Source organism: Variovorax atrisoli, assembly GCF_014195185.1.
Lineage (GTDB): Bacteria > Pseudomonadota > Gammaproteobacteria > Burkholderiales > Burkholderiaceae_C > Variovorax > Variovorax atrisoli.
Genome location: NZ_JACIBG010000010.1, coordinates 175,753 through 201,845, shown reverse-complemented (window position 1 = coordinate 201,845; position 26,093 = coordinate 175,753). Strand labels below are relative to the sequence as shown.

The following is a 26,093-nucleotide window of genomic DNA, read 5'->3' as shown; positions in this document are numbered from 1 at the left end:
TTTTTCATTCCCCCGACAGCCTACTGACAAGACGCTGTCAGTAGGCCGGCAGCACCATCCGGGCTCCTTCCAACGCAACGAAAGAAAGAGAGTTCCGAATGCAGAACGCCATCACCTGGTTCGAGATCCCGGTCGCCGACATCGACCGCGCCCAGACCTTCTACGAGAGCGTGCTCGCCCGCAAGCTGCGCCGCGAGGACTTCGGCGGCGAGACACTGGCCATCTTCCCGCACGACAAGCCCGCCACCGGCGGCGCGCTGCAGGCAGGCGCCAATGCCAGCGCACGCGCCGGCACGGGCATCCGCATCTACCTCGACTGCAACCCCAGCATCGACGCCGTGCTCGCGCGCGTCGAGGCGGCCGGCGGGCAGATCGTGGCGGCCAAGTCGGCGCTGCCCCCGGGCATGGGCTTCATCGCCCACCTGCGCGACACCGAGGGCAACGAAGTCGGCCTGCATTCGCTGGAGTGACTCGCGATGGCGCAACGCAACTGGATCGCAGTGGCCAGCGCCGAGCATGCGCGGCGCGGGCGCGACCACCGGCCGATCGGCTTCATGCAGGTCGGCCACGGCAAGCATGCGCCGCTCAAGCGGCTTTCGGCGGGCGACCGCGTCGCCTACTATTCACCGGCCACGGTGTTCGGGGGCACGGACAAGCTGCAGAGCTTCGTGTCGATCGGCATCGTGCAGCCGGGCGAGCCCTACGAGTTCGACATGGGCAACGGCTTCGTGCCATGGCGGCGCGACGTGGCCTACGCCGCCGGGCACGAGGCGCCGATCGCCCCGCTGATCGAGCGGCTGGCGTTCATCGAGAACCCCCGGCAGTGGGGCTACAAGTTCCGCTTCGGCATGTTCGACGTCAGCGACGACGACATCAAATTGATCGCACAGGCCATGAAGGCCGACCTGAAGACACTATCGCTTTGAGGAGAAGCAAACACATGGAACCAGTTCGCCGGCACCAGGACGCGTTCCGCGTCTCGGGCCTCACCATCCGCACCACCAACCGCGAGGAGCGCGACCCCGCTACCGCCCGCCTGGGCCAGTTGTGGGGCCGATTCTTCGGCGAGGAAACCTATGCGTCGACGCCACGGCGCACCGCCGACACTCGCATCTTCAGCCTCTATTCGGCCTACGAATCGGACAAGGATGGCGCGTTCGACGTTACGGCGGGCGTCGCGGTCTCGGGCGGCGAGAACAGCCTCGCCGTGGAAGCCGGCGACTACCTGGTCTTCAACGGCGAGGGACAGATGCCGCAGATGGTGATCGCCACGTGGGAACGCATCTGGCAGTATTTCGAGGCGCACCCGGAGGTCGCACGCCGCTATCGCAGCGACTTCGAGGCCTACGAAGGGCCGGACAAGGTAGCGATCCACATCGGAGTCTCATGAGCATCATCAGAAAGAGCCGGCGCAACCCGCCGGCGCGCCACTCTCGCCCGCTCGCCAGGCCCTGCTGATGCGCCGCGCCGATCGCCTCTTCCAGCTCGTGCAGCTCATCCGTGGGCGCCGGCTGACCACGGCAGCTTTCCTGGCGCAGCGGCTGGAGGTGTCGGAGCGAACGGTCTACCGCGACATCGCGGACCTGCAGCACCAGGGCGTGCCGATCGAGGGCGAAGCCGGCGTGGGCTACCGGCTCGGCGCGGGCTTCGAGCTGCCGCCGCTGATGTTCACGCAGGACGAGGCCGCGGCGCTCGTCGCTGCAGCCCGGCTCGCGCAGAGCTGGGTCGATCCGGCACTGGCGCGGGACATCGAGACGGGGCTGGGCAAGATCCTGTCGGTGCTGCCCTCCGCAGCGCGTGTCTCGGCCGAGGCGCTGGCGCTGTACGCGCCCGGGCTGGGCCTGGACGACACCCTGCGTGCGCGGCTGCAGACGCTGCGCGAGGCGACCCAGTCGCACAACAAGCTGCGGCTGCACTACCGCGACGTCTCGGGCGACGCCAGCGAGCGCACGGTGCGGCCGCTGGGCTGCTTCTACTGGGGCAAGGTCTGGACGCTGTCGACCTGGTGCGAGCTGCGCGACGACTTCCGGGGCTTCCGGCTCGACCGCATGGATGCGATCGAGGTGCTGCCCGAGCGCTTCCGCGACGAGCCGGGCAAGACGCTGGCGGACCTGCTGCGGCAGGTCGATGCGGAGGCGGCCCACGGAAAGGTGATGCCGCAGAAGCCGGATGGCCGCCCGCCCTGGGCAGGCAGCAGTTCCGACGTCGGTTCCGGAAGCAGCAGCACCAGCTGACTGCCGCCGGGCAGCCGCCTGCCTCAGTAGTCGTCGTTGTTGCTGTAGCCGACCAGGTTCTCGAACTTGGTCAGCGGCTTCAGGAAGGCCAGCTTGACGGTGCCGGTCGGCCCGTTACGGTGCTTGCTGATGATCACCTCGGCCACGCCCGGCTCCTTCGACTCCTTGTTGTAGTAGTCGTCGCGGTAGATGAACATGATGATGTCCGCGTCCTGCTCGATGGCGCCGGATTCGCGCAGGTCGCTCATCATGGGACGCTTGTCGGTGCGGCTTTCGACGCCGCGGCTGAGCTGCGACAGCGCGATCACCGGGCACTTCAGCTCCTTGGCGAGCATCTTCAGGCCGCGCGAGATCTCGCCCACGGCGGTGGCGCGGTTCTCGTCGCCGGAGCCGCTGGTCGACATCAGCTGCAGGTAGTCGACCACGATCAGTCCCAGGCGCCCGTACTGGCGCGCGAGCCGGCGCGCGTTGGCCCGCAGCTCGCTGGTGGAAAGGCCCGGCGTCTCGTCGATGTGCAGCGACACGGTGCGCAGCTTCTCGATGGCCTCGGTCAGGCGCGGCCACTCCTCGTCGGTGAGCTTGCCGGTGCGCAGGTGGCCCTGGTCGATGCGGCCGATGGAGCCCACGATACGCACCGCCAGCTGGGCAGCGCCCATTTCCATGGAGAACACGGCCACCGGCAGGCCTTCGTCGAGCGCTACGTGCTCGGCGATATTGATCGCGAGCGAGGTCTTGCCCATGGAGGGACGCGCGGCCAGCACGATCATGTCGCCCGGCTGCAGGCCCGAGGTCATCTTGTCGAAGTCGTTGAAGCCGGTGCGAACGCCCGTGATGTCGTTCGGGTTCTCGGCCATCTCCGTCACGCGGTCGAGCAGGTCGACGACCAGGGCATCCATGCTCTGGAAGCCCTGCTTCATCCGCGTGCCTTCCTCGCCGATGTTGAAGATCTTCTGCTCGGCCTCGTCGAGGATCTTGTCGACCGCCTTGCCCTGCGGATTGAAGGCGTTGGTCGCGATCTCGTCGCTGGCAGAGACCAGCTTGCGCAGGATCGAACGCTCGCGAACGATCTCGGCGTAGCGCCGGATGTTGCTCGCGCTGGGCACGTACTGCGCGAGCGAGTTCAGGTAAACCAGCCCGCCGATCTCGTCGGCCTTGCCGAGGTTCTGCAGCTGCTCGTAGACGGTGATCACGTCGGCCGGCTTGCTGGCGTTGATCAGCCCGCCGATGGCCGCGTAGATCAGCTTGTGCTCATGGCGGTAGAAGTCGCCGTCGACCAGCAGGTCGCCCATGCGGTCCCAGGCTCCGTTGTCGAGCAGCAGGCCGCCGAGCACGCTGGATTCGGCCTCGATGGAGTGAGGCGGAATGCGCAGTTGGGCAACTTGGCGGTCGGCCGACGGATCGTTGTCGGCATAGGAAAAAACGGCGGACATGGACTTCCCTTGCAACCCTGCATGCTAAGCCGCGCAGGGCGATGCGCGTGTGGACAAGGTTGTGAATAAACGGTGATCTTCCAGTGCAATCGGCTGGAAAAGACGGGACAACCTCGGCGCGGAAAAAGAAAAGCCGCCCGAAGGCGGCTTTTGCTCAGCGCTCGAGGCGCCATGGACGATCAGGCGGTTTCGCCGTAGACCGTCACGTTGATGTCGACCACCACGTCGGTGTGCAGAGCCACGCTGACGCTGCTGTCGCCGACGACCTTGATCGGGCCGTTGGGCAGGCGCACTTGCGCCTTGGCAACCTTGTAGCCTTGCTTGCCCAGCTCTTCAGCGATGTCGCTGTTGGTGACCGAGCCGAACAGGCGGCCGTCCACGCCGGCCTTTTGGGTCAGCTTGATGGTCGTGCCGGCGAGCTTCTCGCCTTGGGCTTGCGATTCAGCCAGCTTGGCGGCCGCAGCCTTTTCGAGTTCGGCGCGCTTGGCTTCGAATTCGGCCTTGTTGGCAGCGGTGGCTCGGCGGGCGCGGCCCGACGGGATCAGGAAGTTGCGTGCGTAACCGTCCTTGACCTTGACGATGTCGCCCAGGGCGCCGACGTTGACAACCTTGTCCAGAAGAATGATTTGCATGGTGTCGACTCCTTAGACGCGGTGCTGGTCGCTGTACGGCACCAGGGCCAGGAAGCGCGCACGCTTGATGGCGGTGTTCAGCTGGCGCTGGTAGATGGCGCGCGTGCCGGTCAGGCGTGCGGGGATGATCTTGCCGTTTTCGCTGATGAAATCACGCAGCGTGTCGACATCCTTGTAGTCGATTTCCTCGACGCCGGCGACGGTGAAGCGGCAGAAACGCTTGCGCTTGAACAGCAGCGACTGGGTGTTGCGCTTCGGGCGCTTGTCTTTGTTGAATTTCTTGAACGTGGCCATTTCGGGACCTCTTGTCGAAAATTAATCTTGCTGAAAATCCTGGATGTGCAGGACCGGATGCTTGCCGTTGCCCGGTGTCGCGAGAAAGCCCTGGAAACGCCAGAGACTCCCCATCGACTGCCTTGCGAGCCGCTCGGCGATGGCGCCGAAGGCAACAGCCTTGAGGGCCGTCTTCACCTGCCTGGGCTTTCCTGCCTCCTGGAGCGTCGACTCGTGTTCGAGCTTCAGGTCGATGGCTGGCAAGCCGGCTGGCGTGAATCGCAAGTTACCGAGTTCGGCAACGGAGGCGGTCAGCAGAAGCTGGTTGACCCCGGTTGCCGCAGCGGCGGCAGTCACGCCATCAGTTGTTGTTGGCGGCGTACTCGGCCTGCTGGGCCTTGCGGGCCTCTTCGCGCTCGACCGTCTTCATCATCGACGAAGGACCGGTTTCGGCCTTCTTCTTCTGGACGGTCAGGTGACGCAGCACGGCGTCGTTGAACTTGAACGCGTGTTCCAGTTCGCCCATCACGGTCTGCTCAGCTTCGATGTTGACGCACAGGTAGTGGGCCTTGTTGAGCTTGTTGATCTGGTAGGCCAGCTGACGGCGGCCCCAGTCTTCGACGCGGTGGACCTTGCCGCCGCCGGCCGTGATCAGGCCCTTGTAGCGCTCCAGCATGGCCGGAACTTGTTCGCTCTGATCCGGGTGGATCAGCAAAATGATTTCGTAGTGACGCATGGCACTCCTTGTGGATTCTTCCGAGGAAGAGGAAAAGCCACCTGCAGCGTCGGGCGCAGTGTGGCAAGGCAAAGCCGGCGATTATAGCCCTGCAAAGGCCGTTTCGGCAAGCTGGCTCAGTCGTTGAGGGCCTTGTCCAGGGCCGCGGCCTTCTCGGGACCGACGGCGGCTCGGATTTTCGGGGCCAGCGCAAGCAGGTCTTCGTAGCTGGTCGTGCCCTCCACCTGCAGGTTGAGCCGGAAGCCCTTGAGTCCGAGGCTGCCGGTGAGCTGCGTCGCGATGGGATAGGCATCCTTGTAGCGCTGCTGCCTGCTGCGGCCGGACGAACCCTGGGCGGGCGCCGCCTCGACAGGCGCCGCCGCACTCCCCGCCACGGGTGCCAGCACACCCAGCCCGACCATCTGGTCGATGTCCTCGCGCACGATGCCCATGCCGGCGGCCAGCACATCGTCGACCGAGCGCTTGCCATCGAAAAGGATGAAAGCAGAGCGCTGGCGCGGCGACAGCGGGATCGAACGGTCTTTCAGCGCCTGGTGGCCTGCTTCTGTCTTGACGAGGATCATGGTGGTCTTCCCTTCCGGGATACGCCCGTGAGTCCCGCCAGTCTGGCATCAAATACGCAATTTGTTTCAATATCACTCCCAGGTCGCGGGAATCCCCCGATGGGGATTTCCGCAATCCAGGAGAGTTGCGCGTATCAGCGCTTGGCGAGTTGCTGCCAGGTATCGATCACGCTGTCAGGGTTCAGCGAGATCGATTCGATGCCCTGCTCCGCCAGCCACAGCGCGAAGTCGGGATGGTCGCTGGGGCCCTGGCCGCAGATGCCGACGTACTTGCCCTGCGCCTTGCAGGCCTTGATGGCGCGGCTCAGCATGGCCTTCACGGCCGGGTCGCGCTCGTCGAAGTCGGCGGCCAGCAGCTCCAGGCCCGAATCGCGGTCCAGGCCCAGGGTGAGCTGGGTCAGGTCGTTCGAGCCGATGGAGAAGCCGTCGAAGAACTGCAGGAACTCGTCGGCCAGGATGGCGTTGCTCGGCACTTCGCACATCATGATCAGCTTGAGCTCGTTCTCGCCGCGCTTCAGGCCGTATTCGGCCAGCAGGCCGGTCACGCGCTCCGCCTGGCCCAGGGTGCGCACGAAGGGCACCATGATCTGCACGTTGGTCAGGCCCATGTCGTTGCGCACGCGCCTGAGGGCCTCGCATTCCATCGCGAAGGCTTCGCCGAAGTCGGCGCTCAGGTAGCGCGCGGCGCCACGGAAGCCCAGCATCGGGTTCTCTTCCTCGGGCTCGTAGCGGCTGCCGCCGATCAGCTTGCGGTACTCGTTCGACTTGAAGTCCGACAGGCGCACGATCACCTTCTTCGGCCAGAAGGCCGCTGCGATGGTCGCGATGCCCTCTGCCACCTTGTCGACGTAGAAGGCGCGCGGCGAAGCATGGCCGCGGGCCACCGACTCGACGGCCTTCTTCAGGTCGTTGTCGACGTTCGGGTAGTCGAGGATCGCCTTCGGGTGCACGCCGATGTTGTTGTTGATGATGAACTCCAGGCGCGCGAGGCCCACGCCGTGGTTCGGCAGCTGCGCGAAGTCGAACGCGAGCTGGGGGTTGCCCACGTTCATCATCAGCTGGATGTCGATCTCGGGCATCACGCCGCGCTGCACCTCGGTCACCTCGGTCTCGAGCAGGCCGTCATAGATGAAGCCGGTGTCGCCCTCGGCGCAGCTCACCGTGACCAGCGTGCCGTCCTTCAGCAGGTCGGTGGCGTCGCCGCAGCCGACCACGGCCGGAATGCCCAGTTCGCGCGCGATGATGGCCGCGTGGCAGGTGCGCCCGCCGCGGTTGGTGACGATCGCGGAAGCGCGCTTCATCACCGGCTCCCAGTTGGGGTCGGTCATGTCGGTGACGAGCACGTCGCCGGCCTGCACCTGGTCCATCTCGCTGATGCTGTGCACCAGCCGCACGGGGCCGGTGCCGATCTTCTGGCCGATGGCGCGGCCTTCGGCCAGCACCGTGCCCTTGCCCAGCAGCTTGTAGCGCTGCTCGGCCTTGCCCTGCTGCTGGCTTTTCACCGTCTCGGGACGCGCCTGCAGGATGTAGAGCTGGCCGTCGGTGCCGTCCTTGCCCCACTCGATGTCCATCGGACGGCCGTAGTGCTCCTCGATCACGAGGGCGTACTTGGCGAGCTGCTCGACCTCTGCATCAGTCAGCGAGTAGCGGTTGCGCTGCTCGGCCTTGACGTCGGTGGTCTTCACCAGCTTGCCGGTGGCTTTCTTCTCCTCGGGCGTGGCGAACTCCATCTGGATCAGCTTGGAGCCGAGGTTGCGGCGGATCACGGCCTTCTTGCCGGCCTTCAGGGTCGGCTTGTGCACGTAGAACTCGTCGGGGTTCACGGCACCCTGCACCACCGTCTCGCCCAGGCCGTAGCTGGAGGTGATGAAGACCACGTCCTCGAAGCCCGATTCGGTGTCGATGGTGAACATCACGCCGGCGGCGCCGAGGTCGGAGCGCACCATGCGCTGCACGCCGGCCGACAGCGCGACCACGTCGTGCTCGAAGCCCTTGTGCACGCGGTAGCTGATGGCGCGGTCGTTGTAGAGGGAGGCGAACACCTCCTTCATCTTGTGCAGCACGTCGTCGATGCCGACCACGTTCAGGAAGGTTTCCTGCTGGCCTGCGAACGAAGCGTCGGGCAGGTCTTCGGCAGTGGCCGAGGAGCGCACGGCGAACGAAGCGGACGGATTGCCGGCGCTCAGCGTGGCGAAGGCTTCGGTGATCGCCTTCTGCAGGTCGGCGGGGAAAGGCTGGGCCTCGACCATGCCGCGGATCTCGGCGCCTGCGGCGGCCAGGGCGCGCACGTCGTCGACGTTCAGGGCGGCCAGTCGCTTGCTGATCTTGTCGGCCAGGCCATCGTGGGCCAGGAACTGGCGGAATGCGTGCGCCGTGGTCGCAAAACCGGTGGGCACCCGCACGCCCTGCGGCAGCTGCGAGATCATTTCGCCGAGGCTGGCGTTCTTGCCGCCAACCGCCTCGACGTCGGTCATTCTCAGGTTTTCAAACGGTACGACCAGGGCGGTCGCGTCGAAAAGTGCAGACATGGGAAAGCTCCAGAAGTTGAAACCGGTGCTGCATGCAGACGGCGCAGCACGATCGTTCTCGTTGCTTTGGGTGCGGGCGCGGCGTGCATGGAGAGAATTGGGCTGGGAAGGCGGATTCCCGATAATGGCCCTCATTGTAGGCGGGGCAACGTGGTCCGCGCCGCAGGACAAGGCCGCATGACTATTCCTTCACGCACCGTTTTCTTCATTTCCGACGGCACCGGCATCACCGCCGAAACCTTCGGCAACGCCGTCCTGGCCCAGTTCGAGATGAAGCCGCGCCACGTCCGGCTGCCCTTCACGGACACGGTCGACAAGGCCCACCAGGCGGTGCGGCAGATAAACCACACTGCCGAAATAGAGGGCGCCAGGCCCATCGTCTTCACGACGCTGGCCAACATGGAGGTGCTGGAGGTGATCGAGACCGGCTGCAAGGGCATGCTGCTGGACATGTTCGGCACCTTCGTGCGCCCCCTGGAAATCGAGCTGGCCGCGAAGTCGAACCACCGCATCGGCCGCTTCAGTGACGTCAGCAAGAGCAAGGAATACAACGACCGCATCGCCGCGATCGACTTCAGCCTGCAGCACGACGACGGCCAGAGCAACCGCGACCTGGAAGGTGCCGACGTGATCCTGGTGGGGGTGAGCCGCAGCGGCAAGACGCCCACATCGCTCTACCTCGCGATGCAGCACGGCCTCAAGGCGGCCAACTACCCGCTGATTCCGGAAGATTTCGACCGCCGGCAACTGCCGCCGGCGCTCATCCCGCATCGCAAGAAGATCTTCGGCCTGACCATCCAGCCCGAGCGGCTCAGCGAGATCCGCAACGAGCGCCGGCCGAATTCGCGGTACGCGAGCATCGAGAACTGCCGCCACGAAGTGGCCGAGGCCGAGGCCATGATGCGGCGCGCAGGCATCCGCTGGCTTTCGACCACCACCAAGTCGATCGAGGAGATCGCCACCACGATCCTGCAGGAGTTGCGGCCGGAGCGGCTGATCTATTGATACCCGCTTCCCTTGAATAGAAAAAGCGCCCCGCCGGGGCGCTTTTTCGCTTCACGTCGCCAATGGTGGCTTACGCGGGAGCCGACGTCCGGATCAGGTGGTCGAACGCACCCAGCGCCGCCTTCGCGCCGTCGCCGGCCGCGATGATGATCTGCTTGAACGGCACCGTGGTCGCATCGCCCGCCGCGAACACGCCAGGCACGGAGGTCTGGCCGCGCGCGTCGACGATGATCTCGCCGTGCTTCGACAGCTCGACCGTGCCCTTGAGCCAGTCGGTGTTGGGCACGAGGCCGATCTGGATGAACACGCCCTCGAGCTCGACCTTCTTCGATTCGCCCGTCGCGCGGTCCTTGTAGATCAGGCCGTTGACCTTCTGGTCGCCGGTGATCTCGGTGGTCTGCGCGTTGGTGAACACGTCGACGTTCTTCAGGCTCTTGAGCTTGCGCTGCAGCACTGCATCGGCTCGCAGCTGCGTGTCGAACTCGATCAGCGTGACGTGGCCCACGATGCCGGCCAAGTCGATGGCGGCCTCGACACCCGAGTTGCCGCCGCCGATCACCGCCACGCGCTTGCCCTTGAACAGCGGGCCGTCGCAGTGCGGGCAGTAGGCCACGCCCTTGTTCTTGAACTCGTGCTCGCCGGGCACGTTGATGTTGCGCCAGCGCGCACCCGTCGAGATGATGACCGACTTGCTCTTGAGCGAGGCGCCGCTCTCGAGCTGCACTTCGATCAGGCCGTTGCCCGGCACGAGCGCCTTGGCGCGCTGCAGGTTCATGATGTCGACGTCGTAGTCGCGCACATGCTCTTCGAGGGCATGGGCGAACTTCGGCCCTTCGGTTTCCTTGATCGAGATGAAGTTCTCGATGCCCATGGTGTCGAGCACCTGGCCGCCGAAACGCTCGGAGGCGACGCCGGTGCGGATGCCCTTGCGCGCCGCGTACACGGCCGCTGCTGCGCCGGCAGGGCCGCCGCCGACGATCAGCACATCGAACGGGTCCTTGCCGTCGATCTTCTTGGCTTCGCGCTCGACGCCGCTCGTGTCGATCTTGGCGAGGATCTCCTCGAGGCTCATGCGGCCCTGGCCGAACTCCGTGCCATTGAGGAACACGGTCGGCACGGCCATGATCTGGCGCTCCTTCACCTCCTCCTGGAAGGTGCCGCCCTCGATCATGGTGGTGCGGATGCGCGGGTTCTGCACCGCCATCAGGTTCAGCGCCTGGACCACGTCGGGGCAGTTGTGGCAGGTGAGCGAGACATAGACCTCGAACTCGAAGTCGCCGTCGAGCGCCTTGATCTGGTCGAGCACGGCCTGCTCGACCTTGGGGGGATAGCCGCCGATCTGCAGCAGGGCAAGGATCAGCGACGTGAATTCATGGCCCATCGGCAGGCCGGCAAAACGCGGACCGTGGTTTTCGCTCGGGCGGTTGACCGAGAACGAGGGCTTGCGGTGGTTGTCGTCGCGGCTTTCGGTCAGCTTGATCAGCGGGGACGATTCGGCAACGTCCTTCAGCAGCGACAGCATCTCGCCCGAGGCCTTGCTGTCGTCGAGCGAGGCGACGATCTCGATCGGCTGCGTGGCGCGTTCGAGGTAACTCTTCAATTGGGCTTTGGTGTTTGCGTCGAGCATGAGGGACTCTCTTTCGATAACGTAAAACTATCAACGGGGGCCGAAAAAGCCCGGGGCCTCGCGGGCGCCGGGCTTCGCAGGGCGCTTAGATCTTGCCGACGAGGTCCAGCGACGGAGCGATCGTCTTGTCGCCTTCATTCCACTTGGCCGGGCACACTTCGTTCGGGTGAGCGGCGGTGTAGACGGCTGCCTTCAGCTTGCGCAGCGTTTCCTTCACGTCGCGGGCGATCTCGTTGGAGTGCACTTCGGCGGTCTTGATGATGCCTTCGGGATTGATCACGAAGGTGCCGCGCAGTGCCAGGCCTTCTTCGGGGATGTGCACGCCGAAAGCATTGGTCAGCGTGTGGGTCGGGTCGCCGACCAGCGGGAACTTGGCCTTGCCGACGGCCGGCGAGGTGTCGTGCCAGACCTTGTGCGAGAAGTGCGTGTCGGTGGTCACGATGTAGACCTCGGCACCCAGTTTCTGGAACTCGGGGTAGTGTTCGGCCGCGTCTTCGACTTCGGTCGGGCAGTTGAAGGTGAATGCCGCCGGCATGAAGATCAGCACGGACCACTTGCCCTTGAGCGTCTCGTCGGACACATCGATGAACTTGCCGTTGAGGTAGGCCTGGGTCTTGAAGGGCTGGACTTGGGTGTTGATCAGGGACATGTTGATTCCTTGGATGCTGCGGTTGGACAAAAAGTGCGAGACATGAGTATAACTACCAATTCATCTAAATTGATAGCAATCAGCTATTGAAAGCATTGGAAGTCGCTATGTTTTCGATGGCTGCGACATACGTGCGAGAAGCATCAATACGAACGTGTATCACCATCACACGCATGCAGACCGACATTGCATGGGATTGCTTGCAAGCGCGCGTTTGCACCTCTGACAATCACCGCTTTCAGAACAAGGAAAAACCATGAAGGGCGACCCGAAAGTCATCGAACATCTGCAGGCCCAGCTCAAGAACGAGCTGACCGCAATCAACCAGTACTTCCTGCACTACCGCATGCTCAAGCACTGGGGCCTGGACAAGCTCGCGAAGAAGGAATACGAGGAATCGATCGGCGAGATGAAGCACGCCGACAAGCTCATGGACCGCATCTTCATGCTCGACGGCCTGCCCAACCTGCAGGACCTCGGCAAGCTGAACATCGGCGAAGACGTGCCCGAGCTGCTGCGCTGCGACCTCGGCGCCGAAACCGGTGCGCAGTCCACCATCAAGGACGGCATCGCGCATTGCGAATCGGTGCGCGACTACGTCTCTCGCGACCTGCTCCAGGAGATCCTGGACGATACGGAAGAGCACATCGACTTCCTCGAGACACAGATCGACCTGATCGACAAGGTCGGCCTGCAGAACTACCTGCAGTCGCAGATGGGCGAACTCGATTAAGGCAGGGCCTGCTCTTTATCGACAAACGGGACTTCGGTCCCGTTTTTTTATTGCTTTACGTAACTTAACCGGCCACGAATAACAGTCATTCTCATTCGCACGGATAGAATCCGCGCCTTCCGATGACTGCCGCCGCCCACCCCGACAACCGCCGACGCGCCTATTGGCTCAAGACCCTGCACGAATGGCATTGGGTCAGTTCGGCCATCTGTCTCATCGGGATGATCCTGTTCAGCGTGACGGGATTCACCCTCAACCACGCCAGCCAGATCGAGGCCAAGCCGGTCGTCACCAGGCTGAACGGCTCCATCGACGAGGCGCTGCGCGCCCGCCTCGAAAAGCAGCTGCCCGCAGCCAAGGCCCTCAAGGGCAAAGCCCCCCTGCCTGCCGAACTCCAAGCCTGGGTGCAGAAGCACTGGGACATCTCCACCGCCGGCCGGGAAGCCGAGTGGTCCGACGACGAAATCTATCTCTCGCTGCCCCGCCCCGGTGGCGACGCCTGGCTGCGCCTGAGCCTGGCCGACGGCGAAATCGAATACGAGCGCACCGACCGCGGCTGGCTCTCCTACTTCAACGATCTCCACAAGGGCCGCAACACCGGCGCCGCATGGAGCTGGTTCATCGACATCTTCGCGGGCGCCGCCCTGGTCTTCTCGATCACCGGGCTCTTCATTCTCAAGATGCATGCGGGCAACCGGCCTTTCACCTGGCCGATGGTCGGCATGGGGCTGGTCGTGCCGGTGCTGCTCGCGCTGCTGTTCATCCACTGATTTCGTCATCAACCAATCAATCGATCCGTACGGATCCAGGAAAGAGGTTCCAAGTGCACGTTCGCTACTCACTCGCGCCGCTGGCCATGTCGGCGCTGTTCGCGGCTCCGGCCTTCGCGTCGGGGCTGGCCGTCAACATCGAGATTCCGCGGCTGAACGTCTCCGAGTACCACCGCCCCTACGTGGCGACCTGGATCGAGCGTGCCGACAACACCAACGCCGGCACGCTGGCGGTCTGGTACGACGTGCGTACCAAGACCAACAACCCCGAGGGCGAAGGCACCAAGTGGCTGAAGGACATGCGCCAGTGGTGGCGCCGCGGCGGCCGCGAGCTCTCGGTGCCGGTCGACGGCGTGACGGGCGCGACCCGGCCCGCCGGCAAGCACCAGCTGAGCTTCACGGAAGGCACGGCCCCGATGCCCAAGCTCGCCCCTGGCGCCTACAAGCTGGTGGTGGAGGCCGCACGCGAAGTCGGCGGCCGCGAAGTCGTGAGCATTCCCTTCCAGTGGCCGCCGACCGCAGCGACGCAGCCGACCGCGACGGGCAAGGAAGAACTTGGCGAGATCCGGCTCGAGCTCAAGCCCTGATCTCCCTGCCTTGAAGACCCGCCCGCCACATCACACAGGAACCGTCATGACACGCTTCAACCTTCGCCTCGCCTCCCTCTCCATCGCCCTGTCGGCGGCCGCAACGCTCGCGCAGGCACACAACGCCTGGCTTCTGCCCTCGTCCACCGTGTTCTCGAAGGCGGACACTGTGACGGTCGATGCCGCCGTGTCCAACGACCTGTTCGTCGCCAACCACGCGCCGCTGCGGCTGGACGGCCTGCAGATCACCGCTCCCGACGGCAGCACCGTCAAGCCGGAGACCGAGGCCAAGCTCAAGCTGCGCAACGTGTTCGACGTGAACGTGGCGCAGGCGGGCACCTATCGCATCGCCGTCATCAACGCCGGCGCCTTCGCGAGCTGGAAGGACAAGGCCACGGGCCAGACAAAGCGCGCGCGCGGCACGGCCGAGACCATCGGCAAGGAGATTCCTGCCGATGCGCAGGACGTGACCATCACCCAGTCGTCGGGTCGCATCGAGACCTTCGTGACCGTCGGCAAGCCTTCCGCACTCAAGCCGGTCGGTCAGGGCCTTGAGCTGATCGCCGCCGGCAGCCCGACCGACCTGGTCAAGGGCGAGAAGGCCACCTTCACGCTGAACCTCGACGGCCAACCCGCCAAGGGGCTCGAAGTGACGGTGACGGCCGGCAACACGCAGTACCGCGACAAGCTCGAGGAGATCAAGCTCAAGACCGACGACAAGGGCCAGTTCAGCGTGACCTGGCCGAACGCCGGCATGTACTGGCTCGATGCCAGCACCAAGGACAACAAGACCACGGTGCCGCAGGCCAAGGAACGCCGCCTGAGCTACGCGGCGACGCTCGAAGTGATGCCCTGAGGCGGCCACATCCACGCTGGTAGAGCGGACTTTCTCTTGGGCCTTTCGTTCAGCACCTGGCGCGCTGGCGGCTATGCCAACGCGGCAGTACCCCGCCCCGCCGATCCCGCGACGCTGCAGCAGCTGGGCGGCCAGACCATGGGCACCACCTGGTCGCTGCGTTTCGACAACCCACGGATGCTGCCGCTCGCGCAAGTCCGAGCGGCCCTCGAATCTGCGCTCGATCACGTGATCGCGCAGATGAGCCACTGGGAGCCGGACTCGGACATCAGCCGGTTCAACCAGGCTCAGGCCGGGTCGCGCCATGTGCTGCCGGCGGAATTCGCCACGGTGATGCGATGCGCTTTCCGGTGGGCAGCGGCAAGCGGCGGCGCGATCGACCCCAGCGTGGGTCCGCTGGTCGCGTGCTGGGGCTTCGGGCCGGAAGCGGAACAGGCCGGTCTGCCCGGCGAGGCCGCGCTGGCCGAGGCGCGCGGGCGCGTCGGCTGGTCCCGGCTTGTGTTCGATGAGGCGGAAGGCTCGCTCCTGCAGCCTGGAGGCGCAACGCTCGATCTCTCGGGCATCGCGAAGGGATTCGCGGTGGACCACGGCATCGACGCCCTGCGTGCACTGGGCATCGCCGATGCGCTTCTCGAAGTCGGCGGAGAACTGCGAGGCATCGGGAAACGCCCTGAAGGACAGCCCTGGCAAGTGCTCGTCGACGGCGATCCTTCCGGTGCGCGCCGCGTGGCGCTCGCGGACATGGCCATCGCGACCTCGGGCGACCGATGGCATCGGCGCTCGCACGAGGGACGCCGCTGGTCGCACACCATCGATCCGCGAACGGGAGAGCCGGTAGCGCACCCGCTGGCCAGCGTCACCGTGCTTCACGCGGAGTGCATGCAGGCCGACGCGCTGGCCACGGTGCTGACGGTGCTCGGGCCGGAAGAAGGATTCGACTTCGCGCAGCAGCACAACGTCGCCGCGCTGTTCGTGAGCCATGGCGATCCCGCGCCAGAGGCGAAGACCACACGCGCCTGGCCCGCAGCGGCTGGAACATGAACGACTTCGCCTGGCGCGCACTGGGCGCGGGTTCCACCGTCGCGGCGTATGCAGCGCTCTGTGCATCGATCTATCTGCGCGAGCGCAGACGCAAGGCCGAGGCCGCGCGCGACTCGGCAGAGCTATCGGCGGGCAGCGACGAAGCCCCGGTTCTCGTGCTGTTCGCCAGCCAGACGGGCCAGGCCGAGTCCATCGCATGGCAGACCGCTCGGCAGCTGAGTGCGGCGAATACGCCGGCGCGCGTGATGGAACTGAACGAGCTCGATGGGGCGGCTCTGGCAATCGCCTCCCGCGCGCTCTTCATCGCGAGCACCTATGGCGAAGGCGATGCCCCGGACGGCGCCAGCGTGTTCGTCGAGCGGATGATGGACTCATCGCCGAGCCTGCCTTTGCTGAGCTATGCCGTCTTGGCACTGGGCGACCGCCAGTACGCCAACTTCTGCGGCTTCGGTCGTGCGCTCGACGAATGGCTGCAGGCCGCGGGCGCCAGGCGCGAATTCGATCGCATCGAGGTCGACAACAGCGACCCGGCGGCGCTGGCCGCATGGCACGCGCATTGGGGCGACGCGCCCGGATCCACAGGCGATGCCGAAGGCGCGGTCTTCGCTCCATGGCGGCTCGTCTCGCGCGAGCATCTCAACCCGGGCAGCGCAGGCTGGCCCGTCTTCCATCTCGGGCTGGTGCCCCAGGCCGGTGAAGCGCTGCCGTATTGGGCGTCGGGCGATCTTGCGCAGGTGATCGTCGCCAGCGATCCGAAACGCCCGCGCGACTACTCCATCGCCTCGGTGCATGCCGACGGCGAACTACAGTTGCTCGTGCGGCAGGAGCGGCATCCGGACGGCACACTGGGCGCGGCCTCGGGACTGCTCACGTCCACCCTGGGCGTGGGCGACACGGTGGCGCTGCGCGTGCGGGAGCACCGGGGCTTCCGCCTCGACGGCAATGAATCACGGCCGCTGGTTCTCGTCGGCAACGGCACAGGTATCGCCGGGCTGCGCGCGCACCTTCGCACGCGTGCAGCCATGGGCAGGCACGACAACTGGCTGGTGTTCGGCGAGCGCCAGGCCGCGCACGACTTCCTCTATCGCAAGGAGATCGAGGCATGGCAGGTCGGTGGAGTACTCAAGCGTCTGGACATGGTGTTCTCGCGCGACCAGGCCGATCGCTTCTACGTGCAGCACCGGCTGCTGCAATCGGCTGACACGCTGCTGCAGTGGCTGCACGACGGCGCTGCCATCTACGTCTGCGGCAGCCTTCAAGGAATGGCTTCGGGCGTGGACGCGGCGTTGCGCCAGATCGCGGGCGAGGCGCAGATCACCGAGCTGGCGGCCAGCGGTCGCTATCGGCGAGACGTCTACTAGATAAAGCTGCTGCGTCGATCGCGTTGCTGGGCTGCAACGAAACTGACACAACTTTCGACTTAGTTTCGCTTGGATGTCAGTTTTAGTATTGAGAACCAATATCATTTGCAGCGATCCGCGCACAACCCGCAGATCGACTCACCCAGCCAGTCCCCCCTCGCGTTTCTCCAAGGAATCCAGGTCGTCCGGACATCGCCAGTCGAGTCCTGACGCCCGCCCTTTTCGGAGAAAACTTCATGGCCTACATCAAGAGCCGCAAACACCCCGTTTCGCGTGCAGTTCCACATCTTTCAGGCGCCGCCGCCGCAACCCTGATGGCCATGGCGGCCCCCGGTGCCCTTGCCCAATCCGGCGCCGCCCTGCCCGAAGTCCGCGTGCAGGACTCCGCCGTCAACGACTACAAGGCCGACAACTCGGCCAATCCCAAGTTCACCGCTCCGCTGGTGAACACGCCTCAGACCATCCAGGTCATCAAGGAACAGATCATTCGCGACCAGGGCGCGACCACGCTGACCGAGGCGCTGCGCAACACCCCCGGCGTGGGCACCTTCTTCCTCGGCGAGAACGGCAACACCAACACGGGCGACGCCGTGTTCATGCGCGGCTTCGACAGCTCCAGCGCCATCTTCGTCGACGGCATCCGCGACCTCGGCTCTGTCTCGCGCGACATCTTCAACATCGACCAGGTCGAAGTCGTGAAGGGCCCCTCGGGCACCGACGTGGGCCGCACCTCGCCGACCGGCTACATCAACCTCGTCACCAAGAAACCCAAGCTCGAAGACAGCTTCCTGGGTTCGCTGAGCTTCGGCAGCGCCGACTTCAAGCGCGGCAGCGTCGACTGGAACAAGTCGCTGAGCGGCGCCAACGGCATCGGCGCCGCCTTCCGCCTGAACGCGGTGAGCGAGGACGGCGGCGTGGCCGGCCGCGACTTCGTCAAGAACAAGCGCTGGGCGATCGCGCCTTCTCTCGCCCTTGGCCTGAACAGCCCGACGCGCATCTTCCTCGACTACCTGCACGTCAAGCAGAACAACGTTCCGGACGGCGGCGTGCCCACCATCGGCCTGCCGGGCTACACCACGCCCGACGCCACCGCGATCAACCGCGGCCTGGCCCGCCGCACCTACCTGAACTACGCGCCGCGCGTGGATTCGAGCAACTTCTACGGCACCAGCTCGGACTTCGACAACGTGACGGCCGACATGTTCACCGCGCGCATCGAGCACGACCTCACGCCCGACATCACCATCCGCAACACCACGCGCTACGGCAAGACCTCGCAGGACTACATGCTGACGTCGTTCATGGGCGGCGGCCTGACGGCAACGCAGGTCGGCAAAACGCCGATCTACAACGGCACCCTGCCCGCCGTGAACTCGGGCTTCCTGAACACGGTGATCCCGACCATTCCCGCAAGCTGGACGATCACTCGCAACCTGCCCACCAACAAGGACCAGGAAAACACGATCTTCACCAATCAGACGAGCGTGTCGGCCAAGTTCAACACGGGCAGCATCAGCCACACGTTCAACGGCGGCCTCGAATTCATCCGCGAGAAGCAGACCGCCAACAACTACTACGCCGCGGGCTACCCGAGCGTAGGCACCACGCTGGCCGCGGCCGGCTCGTGGCCTGCCGCCAACCTGTACAACCCGAACCCGTACGTGAGCGGCTACAACCGCATCGCCAACGGCACCGGCTCCGACGGCAGCACCGACACCATCGGCCTGTACGCCTTCGACACGCTGAAGTTCAACGAGCAATGGCAACTGACCGCCGGCCTGCGCTACGACCACTACTCGACCACGTACAACGCCACCGCCCTGACGCTGGCGCGCAGCGGCAACGGTCCTCAGACCTCGACGATCACGCCGACCAACCTGAAGCTGTCTGACAACCTGCTCTCCGGCAAGATCGGCCTGGTCTACAAGCCGACCGAGAACAGCAGTGTCTACGCGGCCTACGGCACCGCTGCGCAGCCGCCCGGCGGCGCCAACTTCCAGCTGGCTGCCGGCGGCACCGGCAACAGCACCGGACGCACCGACTTCCTCCCGCAGAAGGCCAAGACCTACGAACTCGGCACGAAGTGGGACGTGATGAACAAGCGAGTCGCCCTGACGGCCGCGCTCTATCGCACGGACGTGAGCAACGAGGTGGTGCAGGACTCGGTCACGCAGCAGTACTTCCAGACCGGCAAGAAGCGCGTGCAGGGCGTGGAACTCGGCGTGTCGGGCGCACTGACCGACAACTGGGGCGTGAGTTCGGGCTTCACCACCATGAACACCCGCGTGCTGAGCGGCCCCTCGGTGCTGGCGGACGGCTCGACCGCCCTCGCCTACACGCCGAAGAAGGCCTTCACGCTCTGGACCACCTACCAGTTCCCGTTCGGCCTGACGCTCGGCGGCGGCGCGCGCTACAACGGCAAGCTGCAGCGCGGCAGCGACGGTGCGGTGGGTACGCCGGCTTACGTCGATTCATACTGGGTGTTCGATGCGATGGCGTCCTACCGCATCAACAAGAACATCGACATCCAGCTCAACGTGTACAACCTGTTCAACAAGGACTACGTGGCTGCCATCAATAAGAGCGGCTACCGCTACACGCCGGGCATTCCGCGATCGGCCAAGATCACCGCGAATTTCGCGTTCTGACGGCCTCCTTGCATTTGCACCGGCCTCGCCCGATGCAGTGCGAAACTCGAGCCCCGGCCCGCGCCGGGGCTTTCTCATTGTGGAGTTCCCGAAAAATGATGCTTCATGTGCCCGAAGTGCTGAGCCCCGAGCAGGTGCGCGAGATGCGCGCTGCGCTCGATGCAACGCAATGGACCGACGGACGCGAGACGGTGGGCGCCCAGGGAGCGCAGGTCAAGCGCAACCGCCAGCTGCCGGAGCATTCGCCTGTCGGCAAGGAACTGGGCGCCATCGTGCTGGCGGCGCTGGCGCGCAACGCGCTCTTCTTCTCGGCCGCTCTTCCGTCGCGCTTCGTGCCGCCGCTTTTCAATCGCTATGAGGGAGGCGAGCACTACGGCGTCCATGTCGACGGCGCCGTGCGCGCGGTGCCTGGCAGCAGCCAGCAGTTGCGCACCGACTTGTCGTGCACCCTTTTTCTTTGCGATCCGGAAGGCTACGAAGGCGGCGAGCTGGAAGTGATCGACACCTATGGCTCACATGAAGTGAAGCTGCCTGCCGGCGACCTCATTCTTTATCCGGCGAGCAGCCTGCACCGGGTCCATCCTGTTACGCAGGGTGCGCGGGTTTGCTCCTTCTTCTGGCTGCAGAGCATGGTCCGCAGCGATCAGCAGCGCGGGATGCTTTTCGAGCTCGACCAGAACATCCAGAAGCTGCGCGCCCGCCTGGGCGAATGCGAGGAAACCGTGGCGCTGACGGGGCATTACCACAACCTTCTGCGGCTCTGGTCGGAAGTCTGATTCCACGTCCCAGGCCGTTGCATGAATCAGTAACACATAGTTATTGTGAATGCGATGGATTCTTATTTATAATCGCTCCATCCAACAGCCAGCCAACTGCCGCTTTCACCGCCATGATCGTTTGTGTCTGCCGCCGAGTCTCCGACCGCGAAATCGCACGTCATGTGCGCGCGGGCATGACTTTCGACGAAGTCCAGTTCGAACTCGGCGTCGCCACCCAGTGTGGCCAATGTGAAGGTTGTGCGCGCGATATCGTCGCGCAGTGCAGCGCTTCGCACCCGGTTGCCGCATTGAGCTGCGAATCGGGTCCGAGGGCGATCCAGCTTGCCAACTCCATCAAGGAAAGCAAAGCATGGAACTCGTCTCGGCAATCGGCGGCAGCCTGATCCTGGTCGCTGGTTCGGCCTGGTGGATCTTTCGCAAGTAACGCCTGTGGCGTCTTCGTAGCGGTTTTGCTGCAATCGGGGCACCTTTGGCGGTGCCCGCATTCGAATGGTTGATCGTGTCTGACCGCTTCGCCCCCCCTACTTCCGTCTTCGGCCTTTCGCGCAATGTCGTCATTGCTGGAGGGGTCGTCCTGTTTCACGCCGCTGCGCTCTGGGCGCTTCAGAGCGGGCTGCTTCGGCGTGCGGCCGAAGTGGTGATCCCGGTGGAGATCATCAGCCAGCTCGTGGAGCCCCCCAAGCCGGCTCCTCCCCCGCCGCCTCCTCCCCCTCCGCCTGAAAAGAAGGTGGTCAAGTCGCCGCCTCCCCCGCGGCCGCAGGCGATCCGGGAACCGAAGCCGACCCCGGCGCCCAACGCGCCGACGGGCAGCGTCGAGCCACCGCCTCCTCCGGCACCCATTCCGCCACCCGCTCCGGAACCGCCGCCGGCTCCGCCCCCCGCCCCGCCGGCGCCGAAGCTGGTCGAGATCAGCGAAGGCCAGACGCAGTACGTGCGCGAGCCGCGCGTCGTCTTCCCTGCGATGAGCAGGCGCCTGGGCGAATCCGGTGTCGTGGTCGTTGCCGTGTATTTCAACAGCGCGGGCATCCCCAAACGGGCCGAAATCTTCAAGTCCAGCGGCTACGAACGGCTCGACCAGGCCGCGCGCGAAGCGCTGATGTCCTCGCAAGTGACGCCATTCAAGCAGCCTGGGGCCAACGAGGCCACGGTCTACATGCTGAAGGCGCCCATCCGGTTCAATCTTTCCCAGTAATTTTTTGGAGTAGTACGCATGGATTCTCAATTCGGCTTGATGAACGTCTGGAATCAGGGCGATTTCGTCACCAAGGCCGTGGCAGTGCTGCTGATCGGCATGTCGCTCGCGTCGTGGATCGTCATTATCGTCAAGGCGCTCGACGTCATCCGCTACAAGCGCCTGGCCAAGCACTCGCAGGACTTCTGGCACAGCGAAGACTTCGCCACCGCCCTGAACAAGCTGGGCAAGGACGACAGCAACCCCTTCCGCGCACTGGCCCTCGAAGGCCGCGAGGCAGCAGCCCATCACCGCAACACCAAGGCTCACCTGCACGATGCGCTGGATGTGAGCGACTGGATCACCCGCGCCTTGCGCAACGGCATCGACGCCTTCACTGCTCGCCTGCAGACCGGCCTGGCGATCCTGGCTTCGGTCGGCTCGACCGCCCCGTTCATCGGCCTGTTCGGCACGGTCTGGGGCATCTACCACGCGCTCATGAGCATCGGCTCGGCCGGCCAGGCGACCATCGACAAGGTGGCCGGCCCCATCGGCGAGGCGCTGATCATGACGGCGCTCGGCCTCGCGGTGGCCATTCCCGCAGTGCTGGGCTACAACGCGCTGGTTCGCGGCAACAAGTTTGTGCTGACCAAGCTCAACGCCTTTGCCCATGACCTGCACGCCTACTTCGTGACCGGCGCACGCGTGCAAAGCGGCAGCGACGCCATCGTCGTTCCGCTCAAGAAGGGCTGAGCATCATGGCCTTCGGTACACAAGACGAACCCGATGAGGTGATGAACGAGATCAACATGACGCCGCTGGTCGACGTCATGCTGGTGCTGCTCATCATCTTCATCATCACCGTGCCGGTGATGAAGCACGCGGTCAACATCGACCTGCCGCGTGCCACCAGTGAGCCGGAGCAGCCCAAGCCGCAGAACATCATGTTCAGCGTGACGGCCGACGGCACGTACTACTGGAACGAACAGAAGATCGACGACAGCGAGCTGCCCGCCCGCCTCGCGGCGGAGGCCGCCAAGGAGCCCCAGCCCGAGCTGCACATCCGCGGCGACAAGGCGGTGCGCTACGAGCGCGTGGCCAAGGCGATGTCGGAAGCCCGTGAAGCCGGCGTGCGCAAGATCGGCTTCGTCACGGAGCCTGACACGAAGTGAAGCGAAGAAAGACCGCAAGCAAAAAAAGTTGATCGCGACGATTGACTTCTACTTGCGAATCATTATCATTCACTCATCGCTTCGATAAGGGAACTACAGATGCCAGCCACACCGAATGCCTTTTCTGTTCTGAACCATCCTTCGCTCGACCAGTCGGGTGGCGGCCATGCGTCCATCCAGGCAACGCGTCCGGTGCCGATGCTCGAAAGCACGGAGCTCCTGAAAGGAAGCAAGACCGTGGGCATCATGCACAACGGCTCCCTCTACCGGCTGCAAGCCACCAAACTCGGCAAGCTGATCCTGACCAAGTAAGTCGTCCAGCCGCCCTTCGCGCAAGTTTCATCGTGGGGCGACTCAAGGAGATTCATCTCCGAAGGGTCGTTTTTTGCTAGCCAACGGTTTTCCGACTAGCCAAGCTTTTTTTCCACGCTGAAGCAGCCCAAACAAAAACGCCGACCTCGAAGTCGGCGTTTTGCTTTTTGCGGAGACCTGAAACTCAGAGGCCCAGCGCCGCAATGCCAGCCTTGGCGATCTGCGCGTCTTCGTTCGACTTCACACCGCTCACGCCGACCGCGCCGATCACATGGCCGTCCTTGACAATCGGCACACCGCCTTCGAGCAGGCCCTGCACTTCAGGAGCCGTCAGGAACGCCGTGCGGCCGCCGTTGATGATGTCTTCGTAGACCTTGCTCTCGCGGCGGCCCATGGCAGCCGTATGCGCCTTGGCGGGAGCGATGTGCGAGGACAGCGCCGCAGCACCGTCCAGACGCTGCAGCCACAGCAGGTTGCCGGCGTCGTCCGAGATCGCGATGGTCACCGCCCAGTTGTTCTTGAGGGCCTCGGCCTCGGCTGCCGCAGCAATGGCCTTGACGTCAGCGAGTTCGAGAAAGGATTTGGTCTTCATGATGGATGAGCTCTGCTTGCGTGAAAACCCAAGAGCATAACGGCCACGCCGCAGCCGCTCCGCGAAGGCGGCCTCTGGCTTGGGAACACCCCGCATACGGTCTTTTCGATACCCCCTCTTGCAGCCCCCTAGAATGCGCCCAACTGCATCCTTGCAGCAACCACAGGAGCTCCGGCCATGAACGACCGCGTTACCACCCTAGACACCTCCGCCTACGGCCAGCCGCTGGCCCAGGCCGAACGCCAGCGCGTGCTGCGCAACACCTACTGGCTACTTGCCCTGAGCCTGCTGCCCACGGTGCTGGGCGCCTGGGTCGGCGTGAGCACCGGCATCACCCGTTCGCTGACCGGCGGCCTGGGCCTCATCGTCTTCCTTGGCGGCGCCTTCGGCTTCATGTTCGCGATCGAGAAGACCAAGAATTCCGCCGCCGGCGTGCCGGTCCTGCTGGGCTTCACCTTCTTCATGGGCCTGATGCTCTCGCGCCTGATCGCGATGGTGCTGGGCTTCAAGAACGGCTCCGAGCTCATCATGACGGCCTTCGGCGGCACTGCCGGCGTGTTCTTCGTGATGGCCTCGCTGGCCACCGTCATCAAGCGCGACCTGTCGGGCATGGGCAAGTTCCTGTTCGTCGGCGCGATGGTGCTGATGGTCGGCGGCATCATCAACGTGTTCGTCGGCTCGACCACCGGCATGCTGGTCATCTCGGTGGCCGCCATCGGCATCTTCTCGGCCTACATGCTCTATGACCTGAAGCAGATCATGGACGGCGGCGAGACCAACTACATCAGCGCCACGCTGGCCCTGTACCTCGACCTGTTCAACGTCTTCCAAAGCCTGCTGGCCCTGCTGGGCATCTTCGGCGGCGAGCGCGACTGAGCGACGCGCAAGACACGCGCTCCAGCAAAAAGGGCCCCTCGGGGCCCTTTTTCATTGCAGATCGAAGACCGCGATCGACTCCACGTGTGCCGTGTGCGGGAACATGTTGACCACACCTGCATGGGTGCAGCGATAGCCCGCCTGATGCACCAGCAGACCCGCATCGCGTGCGAGCGTCGACGGGTTGCAGCTCACGTAGACGATGCGCCTGGGCGGCGTCCAGCCATCCGTGCGCAATTCGGGCTGCTGATGAAGATCGGCGATGGCCTTGGCCAGCGCGAATGCGCCTTCGCGCGGCGGGTCGACCAGCCACCTGTCGGCGCTGCCATCGGCCACCAGCATCGCCGGCGTCATCTCGAACAGGTTTCGCGCCACGAAGGTCGCAGGCGAAAGTGCTCGGCGAGCCGGCGTGGCAGGCTGGTTCCTGCTGAAGTTGTCGGCCGCGCGCGCAACAAGCGTATCGCTGCCTTCGATGCCCAGCACCTCCCGCGCCCTGCTGGCCAGCGGCAAGGTGAAGTTGCCGAGGCCGCAGAACCAGTCGATCACGCGCTCGTCAGGCTGCACGTCGAGCAGGCGCAGCGCCTTGCCAACCAGCGCCCGGTTGATGTGTGGATTGACCTGCGTGAAATCGGTGGGCTTGAATGGCATGGTGACGCCAAACTCCGGCAGGCGGTACGCCAGCGGCGTTCCGCCCTCTTCGAGCAGTTTCACCGTATCCGGACCCTTGGGCTGAAGCCACCACTGGACGCCTTCGTTCTTTTCGGCAAAGGCCTTCAAACGGTCGATATCGGCGCGCGAGAGCGGCTCGAGGTGGCGCAGCACCAGCGCGATGGTGCCCAGGCGCGTGGAGTCGGGCGCGTCGCCGCAGGCGAGTTCGATCTGCGGGCAGGTGTCGCGCGCGTCCATGGAGCCGATCAGCTCGCGCAGCGGCATCAACATCTCGCTGACCTGCTTCGGCAGTACCGGACAAACCTGCATGTCGGCCAGGTAACGGCTCTTGCGCTCGTGGAAGCCGATCAGCACCGTGCCCTTCTTGGCCACATGACGCACCGAGAGACGCGCGCGATAGCGGTAGTGCCAGGCCGGCCCTTCCAGCGGCCGCAGCAGGTTCTCGGGCTTGACCTTGCCGAGGTGCCAGAGGTTGTCCTCCAGCGCACGCTGCTTCACGGCCACCTGGGCAGCCGGGTCCAGGTGCTGCATCTTGCAGCCGCCGCAGGCGCCCGTGTGCAAACCGAAGTGCGGGCAGCCCGGACGCACGCGCTGCGACGATTCGCGGCGGATGGCCGTGACCGTGCCCTGCTCCCAGTTGTTCTTGCGACGATGGACGTTGAACCGCACTTCCTCGAAAGGCAGCGCGCCTTCGATGAACACGACCATGCCGTCGGCCTTGTGCGCCACGCCCTGTGCGTCGAGGTCGAGCGACTCGACCTTCAGCCATTCTTCGCCTGGATTCGCGGGGACTTTCTTTTCTTCGATGGATTCCGTCATCCCCCGATTGTCTCAGCGTGGCCGGAAGGC

Annotated in this window: 30 protein-coding genes; 19 read left to right on the top strand and 11 right to left on the bottom strand. The window is 64.8% G+C overall.

Annotated features, from left to right (window positions below; translation table 11 throughout):
* The first annotated feature begins 98 nt into the window (after positions 1-98).
* The 4 genes from FHY06_RS29875 (at position 99) to FHY06_RS29860 (ending at position 2,234) form a co-directional block, all read left to right on the top strand.
* Positions 99-470, top strand: coding sequence for a VOC family protein (locus FHY06_RS29875; RefSeq protein ID WP_126184957.1), 372 nt, complete (start codon positions 99-101; stop codon positions 468-470).
* 6 nt (positions 471-476) lie between these two features.
* Complete coding sequence (locus FHY06_RS29870; RefSeq protein ID WP_019655924.1) at positions 477-926, top strand: EVE domain-containing protein; 450 nt, start codon at positions 477-479, stop codon at positions 924-926.
* 14 nt (positions 927-940) lie between these two features.
* A complete protein-coding gene (locus FHY06_RS29865) occupies positions 941-1,390 on the top strand; it encodes a GyrI-like domain-containing protein (protein WP_184607234.1) in 450 nt (149 codons plus the stop codon).
* Between the two features lie 67 nt (positions 1,391-1,457).
* Complete coding sequence (locus tag FHY06_RS29860; protein WP_019655922.1) at positions 1,458-2,234, top strand: helix-turn-helix transcriptional regulator; 777 nt, start codon at positions 1,458-1,460, stop codon at positions 2,232-2,234.
* Between the two features lie 23 nt (positions 2,235-2,257).
* Here the strand turns inward: FHY06_RS29860 and dnaB are convergent, their stop codons facing one another.
* The 7 genes from dnaB to ppsA form a co-directional block, all read right to left on the bottom strand.
* A complete protein-coding gene (gene dnaB / locus FHY06_RS29855) occupies positions 2,258-3,664 on the bottom strand; it encodes a replicative DNA helicase (protein ID WP_019655921.1) in 1,407 nt (468 codons plus the stop codon).
* A gap of 179 nt (positions 3,665-3,843) precedes the next feature.
* Complete coding sequence (gene rplI, locus FHY06_RS29850) at positions 3,844-4,296, bottom strand: 50S ribosomal protein L9 (RefSeq protein ID WP_019655920.1); 453 nt, start codon at positions 4,294-4,296, stop codon at positions 3,844-3,846.
* A gap of 12 nt (positions 4,297-4,308) precedes the next feature.
* The gene (gene rpsR, locus FHY06_RS29845; protein ID WP_019655919.1) at positions 4,309-4,590 is read right to left on the bottom strand and encodes a 30S ribosomal protein S18; all 282 of its coding nucleotides are present in this window, start codon (positions 4,588-4,590) and stop codon (positions 4,309-4,311) included.
* A 21-nt stretch (positions 4,591-4,611) separates the two neighbouring features.
* A complete protein-coding gene (priB, locus tag FHY06_RS29840) occupies positions 4,612-4,926 on the bottom strand; it encodes a primosomal replication protein N (RefSeq protein WP_132751596.1) in 315 nt (104 codons plus the stop codon).
* 4 nt (positions 4,927-4,930) lie between these two features.
* Positions 4,931-5,305, bottom strand: coding sequence for a 30S ribosomal protein S6 (rpsF, locus tag FHY06_RS29835; RefSeq protein WP_019655917.1), 375 nt, complete (start codon positions 5,303-5,305; stop codon positions 4,931-4,933).
* Between the two features lie 116 nt (positions 5,306-5,421).
* Positions 5,422-5,868 carry a hypothetical protein gene (locus tag FHY06_RS29830; RefSeq protein ID WP_019655916.1) on the bottom strand — a complete coding sequence of 149 codons (447 nt, stop codon included), beginning with the start codon at positions 5,866-5,868 and terminating at the stop codon, positions 5,422-5,424.
* A 134-nt stretch (positions 5,869-6,002) separates the two neighbouring features.
* Positions 6,003-8,396, bottom strand: coding sequence for a phosphoenolpyruvate synthase (gene ppsA, locus FHY06_RS29825; protein ID WP_019655915.1), 2,394 nt, complete (start codon positions 8,394-8,396; stop codon positions 6,003-6,005).
* A 183-nt stretch (positions 8,397-8,579) separates the two neighbouring features.
* Between ppsA and ppsR the strand changes: the two genes are divergently transcribed.
* Positions 8,580-9,401: a posphoenolpyruvate synthetase regulatory kinase/phosphorylase PpsR gene (gene ppsR / locus FHY06_RS29820; protein ID WP_126185093.1), complete on the top strand. Its 822-nt coding sequence runs from the start codon at positions 8,580-8,582 to the stop codon at positions 9,399-9,401.
* Between the two features lie 70 nt (positions 9,402-9,471).
* Here ppsR and ahpF read toward each other — a convergent pair whose 3' ends face one another.
* Complete coding sequence (gene ahpF / locus FHY06_RS29815; protein WP_019655913.1) at positions 9,472-11,028, bottom strand: alkyl hydroperoxide reductase subunit F; 1,557 nt, start codon at positions 11,026-11,028, stop codon at positions 9,472-9,474.
* A gap of 85 nt (positions 11,029-11,113) precedes the next feature.
* The gene (gene ahpC / locus FHY06_RS29810) at positions 11,114-11,677 is read right to left on the bottom strand and encodes an alkyl hydroperoxide reductase subunit C (protein ID WP_020723187.1); all 564 of its coding nucleotides are present in this window, start codon (positions 11,675-11,677) and stop codon (positions 11,114-11,116) included.
* Positions 11,678-11,933: 256 nt separating this feature from the next.
* Between ahpC and bfr the strand changes: the two genes are divergently transcribed.
* From bfr to hemP, 13 genes are all read left to right on the top strand, one after another.
* The gene (gene bfr, locus FHY06_RS29805) at positions 11,934-12,410 is read left to right on the top strand and encodes a bacterioferritin (protein ID WP_184607233.1); all 477 of its coding nucleotides are present in this window, start codon (positions 11,934-11,936) and stop codon (positions 12,408-12,410) included.
* A 122-nt stretch (positions 12,411-12,532) separates the two neighbouring features.
* A complete protein-coding gene (locus tag FHY06_RS29800; protein WP_132800544.1) occupies positions 12,533-13,180 on the top strand; it encodes a PepSY-associated TM helix domain-containing protein in 648 nt (215 codons plus the stop codon).
* Between the two features lie 86 nt (positions 13,181-13,266).
* Positions 13,267-13,767, top strand: a complete 501-nt coding sequence (locus FHY06_RS29795; RefSeq protein WP_184607276.1) for a DUF2271 domain-containing protein — start codon at positions 13,267-13,269, stop codon at positions 13,765-13,767.
* Between the two features lie 46 nt (positions 13,768-13,813).
* Positions 13,814-14,623 (top strand): DUF4198 domain-containing protein, encoded by an 810-nt coding sequence (locus FHY06_RS29790; RefSeq protein ID WP_132800541.1) that lies wholly within the window; start codon positions 13,814-13,816, stop codon positions 14,621-14,623.
* Positions 14,624-14,761: 138 nt separating this feature from the next.
* Positions 14,762-15,664, top strand: coding sequence for an FAD:protein FMN transferase (locus FHY06_RS29785; protein WP_409327476.1), 903 nt, complete (start codon positions 14,762-14,764; stop codon positions 15,662-15,664).
* Entirely contained in the window at positions 15,661-17,025 is a 1,365-nt protein-coding gene (locus FHY06_RS29780) for a sulfite reductase subunit alpha (protein ID WP_184607231.1), read from the top strand. Before FHY06_RS29785 ends, FHY06_RS29780 begins: the two co-directional genes overlap by 4 nt.
* Positions 17,026-17,261: 236 nt before the next feature.
* Positions 17,262-19,673 (top strand): catecholate siderophore receptor Fiu, encoded by a 2,412-nt coding sequence (locus FHY06_RS29775; RefSeq protein WP_126184965.1) that lies wholly within the window; start codon positions 17,262-17,264, stop codon positions 19,671-19,673.
* 95 nt (positions 19,674-19,768) lie between these two features.
* Positions 19,769-20,449, top strand: coding sequence for a Fe2+-dependent dioxygenase (locus tag FHY06_RS29770; protein WP_184607275.1), 681 nt, complete (start codon positions 19,769-19,771; stop codon positions 20,447-20,449).
* Positions 20,450-20,562: 113 nt separating this feature from the next.
* Positions 20,563-20,835 carry a (2Fe-2S)-binding protein gene (locus FHY06_RS29765; RefSeq protein WP_019655903.1) on the top strand — a complete coding sequence of 91 codons (273 nt, stop codon included), beginning with the start codon at positions 20,563-20,565 and terminating at the stop codon, positions 20,833-20,835.
* Positions 20,836-20,951: 116 nt separating this feature from the next.
* Positions 20,952-21,644: an energy transducer TonB gene (locus FHY06_RS29760; RefSeq protein WP_244164361.1), complete on the top strand. Its 693-nt coding sequence runs from the start codon at positions 20,952-20,954 to the stop codon at positions 21,642-21,644.
* Positions 21,645-21,662: 18 nt separating this feature from the next.
* Entirely contained in the window at positions 21,663-22,376 is a 714-nt protein-coding gene (locus tag FHY06_RS29755) for a MotA/TolQ/ExbB proton channel family protein (RefSeq protein ID WP_019655901.1), read from the top strand.
* A gap of 5 nt (positions 22,377-22,381) precedes the next feature.
* Complete coding sequence (locus tag FHY06_RS29750; RefSeq protein WP_126184967.1) at positions 22,382-22,795, top strand: ExbD/TolR family protein; 414 nt, start codon at positions 22,382-22,384, stop codon at positions 22,793-22,795.
* Positions 22,796-22,894: 99 nt separating this feature from the next.
* The gene (hemP, locus tag FHY06_RS29745; RefSeq protein ID WP_019655899.1) at positions 22,895-23,107 is read left to right on the top strand and encodes a hemin uptake protein HemP; all 213 of its coding nucleotides are present in this window, start codon (positions 22,895-22,897) and stop codon (positions 23,105-23,107) included.
* A 184-nt stretch (positions 23,108-23,291) separates the two neighbouring features.
* Here the strand turns inward: hemP and FHY06_RS29740 are convergent, their stop codons facing one another.
* Positions 23,292-23,699: a GlcG/HbpS family heme-binding protein gene (locus tag FHY06_RS29740; RefSeq protein ID WP_019655898.1), complete on the bottom strand. Its 408-nt coding sequence runs from the start codon at positions 23,697-23,699 to the stop codon at positions 23,292-23,294.
* A 177-nt stretch (positions 23,700-23,876) separates the two neighbouring features.
* On the opposite strand from FHY06_RS29740, the gene FHY06_RS29735 reads away from it, so the two are divergent.
* Positions 23,877-24,575 carry a Bax inhibitor-1/YccA family protein gene (locus FHY06_RS29735; RefSeq protein WP_019655897.1) on the top strand — a complete coding sequence of 233 codons (699 nt, stop codon included), beginning with the start codon at positions 23,877-23,879 and terminating at the stop codon, positions 24,573-24,575.
* Positions 24,576-24,626: 51 nt separating this feature from the next.
* On the opposite strand, the gene rlmD is transcribed toward FHY06_RS29735, so the two are convergent.
* Positions 24,627-26,063, bottom strand: a complete 1,437-nt coding sequence (rlmD, locus tag FHY06_RS29730) for a 23S rRNA (uracil(1939)-C(5))-methyltransferase RlmD (protein ID WP_184607230.1) — start codon at positions 26,061-26,063, stop codon at positions 24,627-24,629.
* Positions 26,064-26,093: the final 30 nt, after the last annotated feature.

What these genes read in the sequence shown, in the direction of transcription:
- FHY06_RS29770 (WP_184607275.1), top strand. Translation starts at nt 19,769, where the DNA reads ATGATGCTTCATGTGCCCGAAGTGCTGAGCCCCGAGCAGGTGCGCGAG.
- FHY06_RS29830 (WP_019655916.1), bottom strand. Translation starts at nt 5,868, where the DNA reads ATGATCCTCGTCAAGACAGAAGCAGGCCACCAGGCGCTGAAAGACCGT.
- rlmD (WP_184607230.1), bottom strand. Translation starts at nt 26,063, where the DNA reads ATGACGGAATCCATCGAAGAAAAGAAAGTCCCCGCGAATCCAGGCGAA.
- hemP (WP_019655899.1), top strand. Translation starts at nt 22,895, where the DNA reads ATGCCAGCCACACCGAATGCCTTTTCTGTTCTGAACCATCCTTCGCTC.
- FHY06_RS29800 (WP_132800544.1), top strand. Translation starts at nt 12,533, where the DNA reads ATGACTGCCGCCGCCCACCCCGACAACCGCCGACGCGCCTATTGGCTC.
- FHY06_RS29765 (WP_019655903.1), top strand. Translation starts at nt 20,563, where the DNA reads ATGATCGTTTGTGTCTGCCGCCGAGTCTCCGACCGCGAAATCGCACGT.
- FHY06_RS29875 (WP_126184957.1), top strand. Translation starts at nt 99, where the DNA reads ATGCAGAACGCCATCACCTGGTTCGAGATCCCGGTCGCCGACATCGAC.
- ahpC (WP_020723187.1), bottom strand. Translation starts at nt 11,677, where the DNA reads ATGTCCCTGATCAACACCCAAGTCCAGCCCTTCAAGACCCAGGCCTAC.
- dnaB (WP_019655921.1), bottom strand. Translation starts at nt 3,664, where the DNA reads ATGTCCGCCGTTTTTTCCTATGCCGACAACGATCCGTCGGCCGACCGC.
- FHY06_RS29860 (WP_019655922.1), top strand. Translation starts at nt 1,458, where the DNA reads ATGCGCCGCGCCGATCGCCTCTTCCAGCTCGTGCAGCTCATCCGTGGG.
- bfr (WP_184607233.1), top strand. Translation starts at nt 11,934, where the DNA reads ATGAAGGGCGACCCGAAAGTCATCGAACATCTGCAGGCCCAGCTCAAG.
- FHY06_RS29780 (WP_184607231.1), top strand. Translation starts at nt 15,661, where the DNA reads ATGAACGACTTCGCCTGGCGCGCACTGGGCGCGGGTTCCACCGTCGCG.
- FHY06_RS29865 (WP_184607234.1), top strand. Translation starts at nt 941, where the DNA reads ATGGAACCAGTTCGCCGGCACCAGGACGCGTTCCGCGTCTCGGGCCTC.
- ppsA (WP_019655915.1), bottom strand. Translation starts at nt 8,396, where the DNA reads ATGTCTGCACTTTTCGACGCGACCGCCCTGGTCGTACCGTTTGAAAAC.
- rplI (WP_019655920.1), bottom strand. Translation starts at nt 4,296, where the DNA reads ATGCAAATCATTCTTCTGGACAAGGTTGTCAACGTCGGCGCCCTGGGC.
- FHY06_RS29785 (WP_409327476.1), top strand. Translation starts at nt 14,762, where the DNA reads ATGGGCACCACCTGGTCGCTGCGTTTCGACAACCCACGGATGCTGCCG.
- FHY06_RS29750 (WP_126184967.1), top strand. Translation starts at nt 22,382, where the DNA reads ATGGCCTTCGGTACACAAGACGAACCCGATGAGGTGATGAACGAGATC.
- FHY06_RS29740 (WP_019655898.1), bottom strand. Translation starts at nt 23,699, where the DNA reads ATGAAGACCAAATCCTTTCTCGAACTCGCTGACGTCAAGGCCATTGCT.
- FHY06_RS29790 (WP_132800541.1), top strand. Translation starts at nt 13,814, where the DNA reads ATGACACGCTTCAACCTTCGCCTCGCCTCCCTCTCCATCGCCCTGTCG.
- FHY06_RS29735 (WP_019655897.1), top strand. Translation starts at nt 23,877, where the DNA reads ATGAACGACCGCGTTACCACCCTAGACACCTCCGCCTACGGCCAGCCG.
- rpsR (WP_019655919.1), bottom strand. Translation starts at nt 4,590, where the DNA reads ATGGCCACGTTCAAGAAATTCAACAAAGACAAGCGCCCGAAGCGCAAC.
- ahpF (WP_019655913.1), bottom strand. Translation starts at nt 11,028, where the DNA reads ATGCTCGACGCAAACACCAAAGCCCAATTGAAGAGTTACCTCGAACGC.
- FHY06_RS29795 (WP_184607276.1), top strand. Translation starts at nt 13,267, where the DNA reads ATGTCGGCGCTGTTCGCGGCTCCGGCCTTCGCGTCGGGGCTGGCCGTC.
- rpsF (WP_019655917.1), bottom strand. Translation starts at nt 5,305, where the DNA reads ATGCGTCACTACGAAATCATTTTGCTGATCCACCCGGATCAGAGCGAA.
- FHY06_RS29775 (WP_126184965.1), top strand. Translation starts at nt 17,262, where the DNA reads ATGGCCTACATCAAGAGCCGCAAACACCCCGTTTCGCGTGCAGTTCCA.
- FHY06_RS29870 (WP_019655924.1), top strand. Translation starts at nt 477, where the DNA reads ATGGCGCAACGCAACTGGATCGCAGTGGCCAGCGCCGAGCATGCGCGG.
- FHY06_RS29755 (WP_019655901.1), top strand. Translation starts at nt 21,663, where the DNA reads ATGGATTCTCAATTCGGCTTGATGAACGTCTGGAATCAGGGCGATTTC.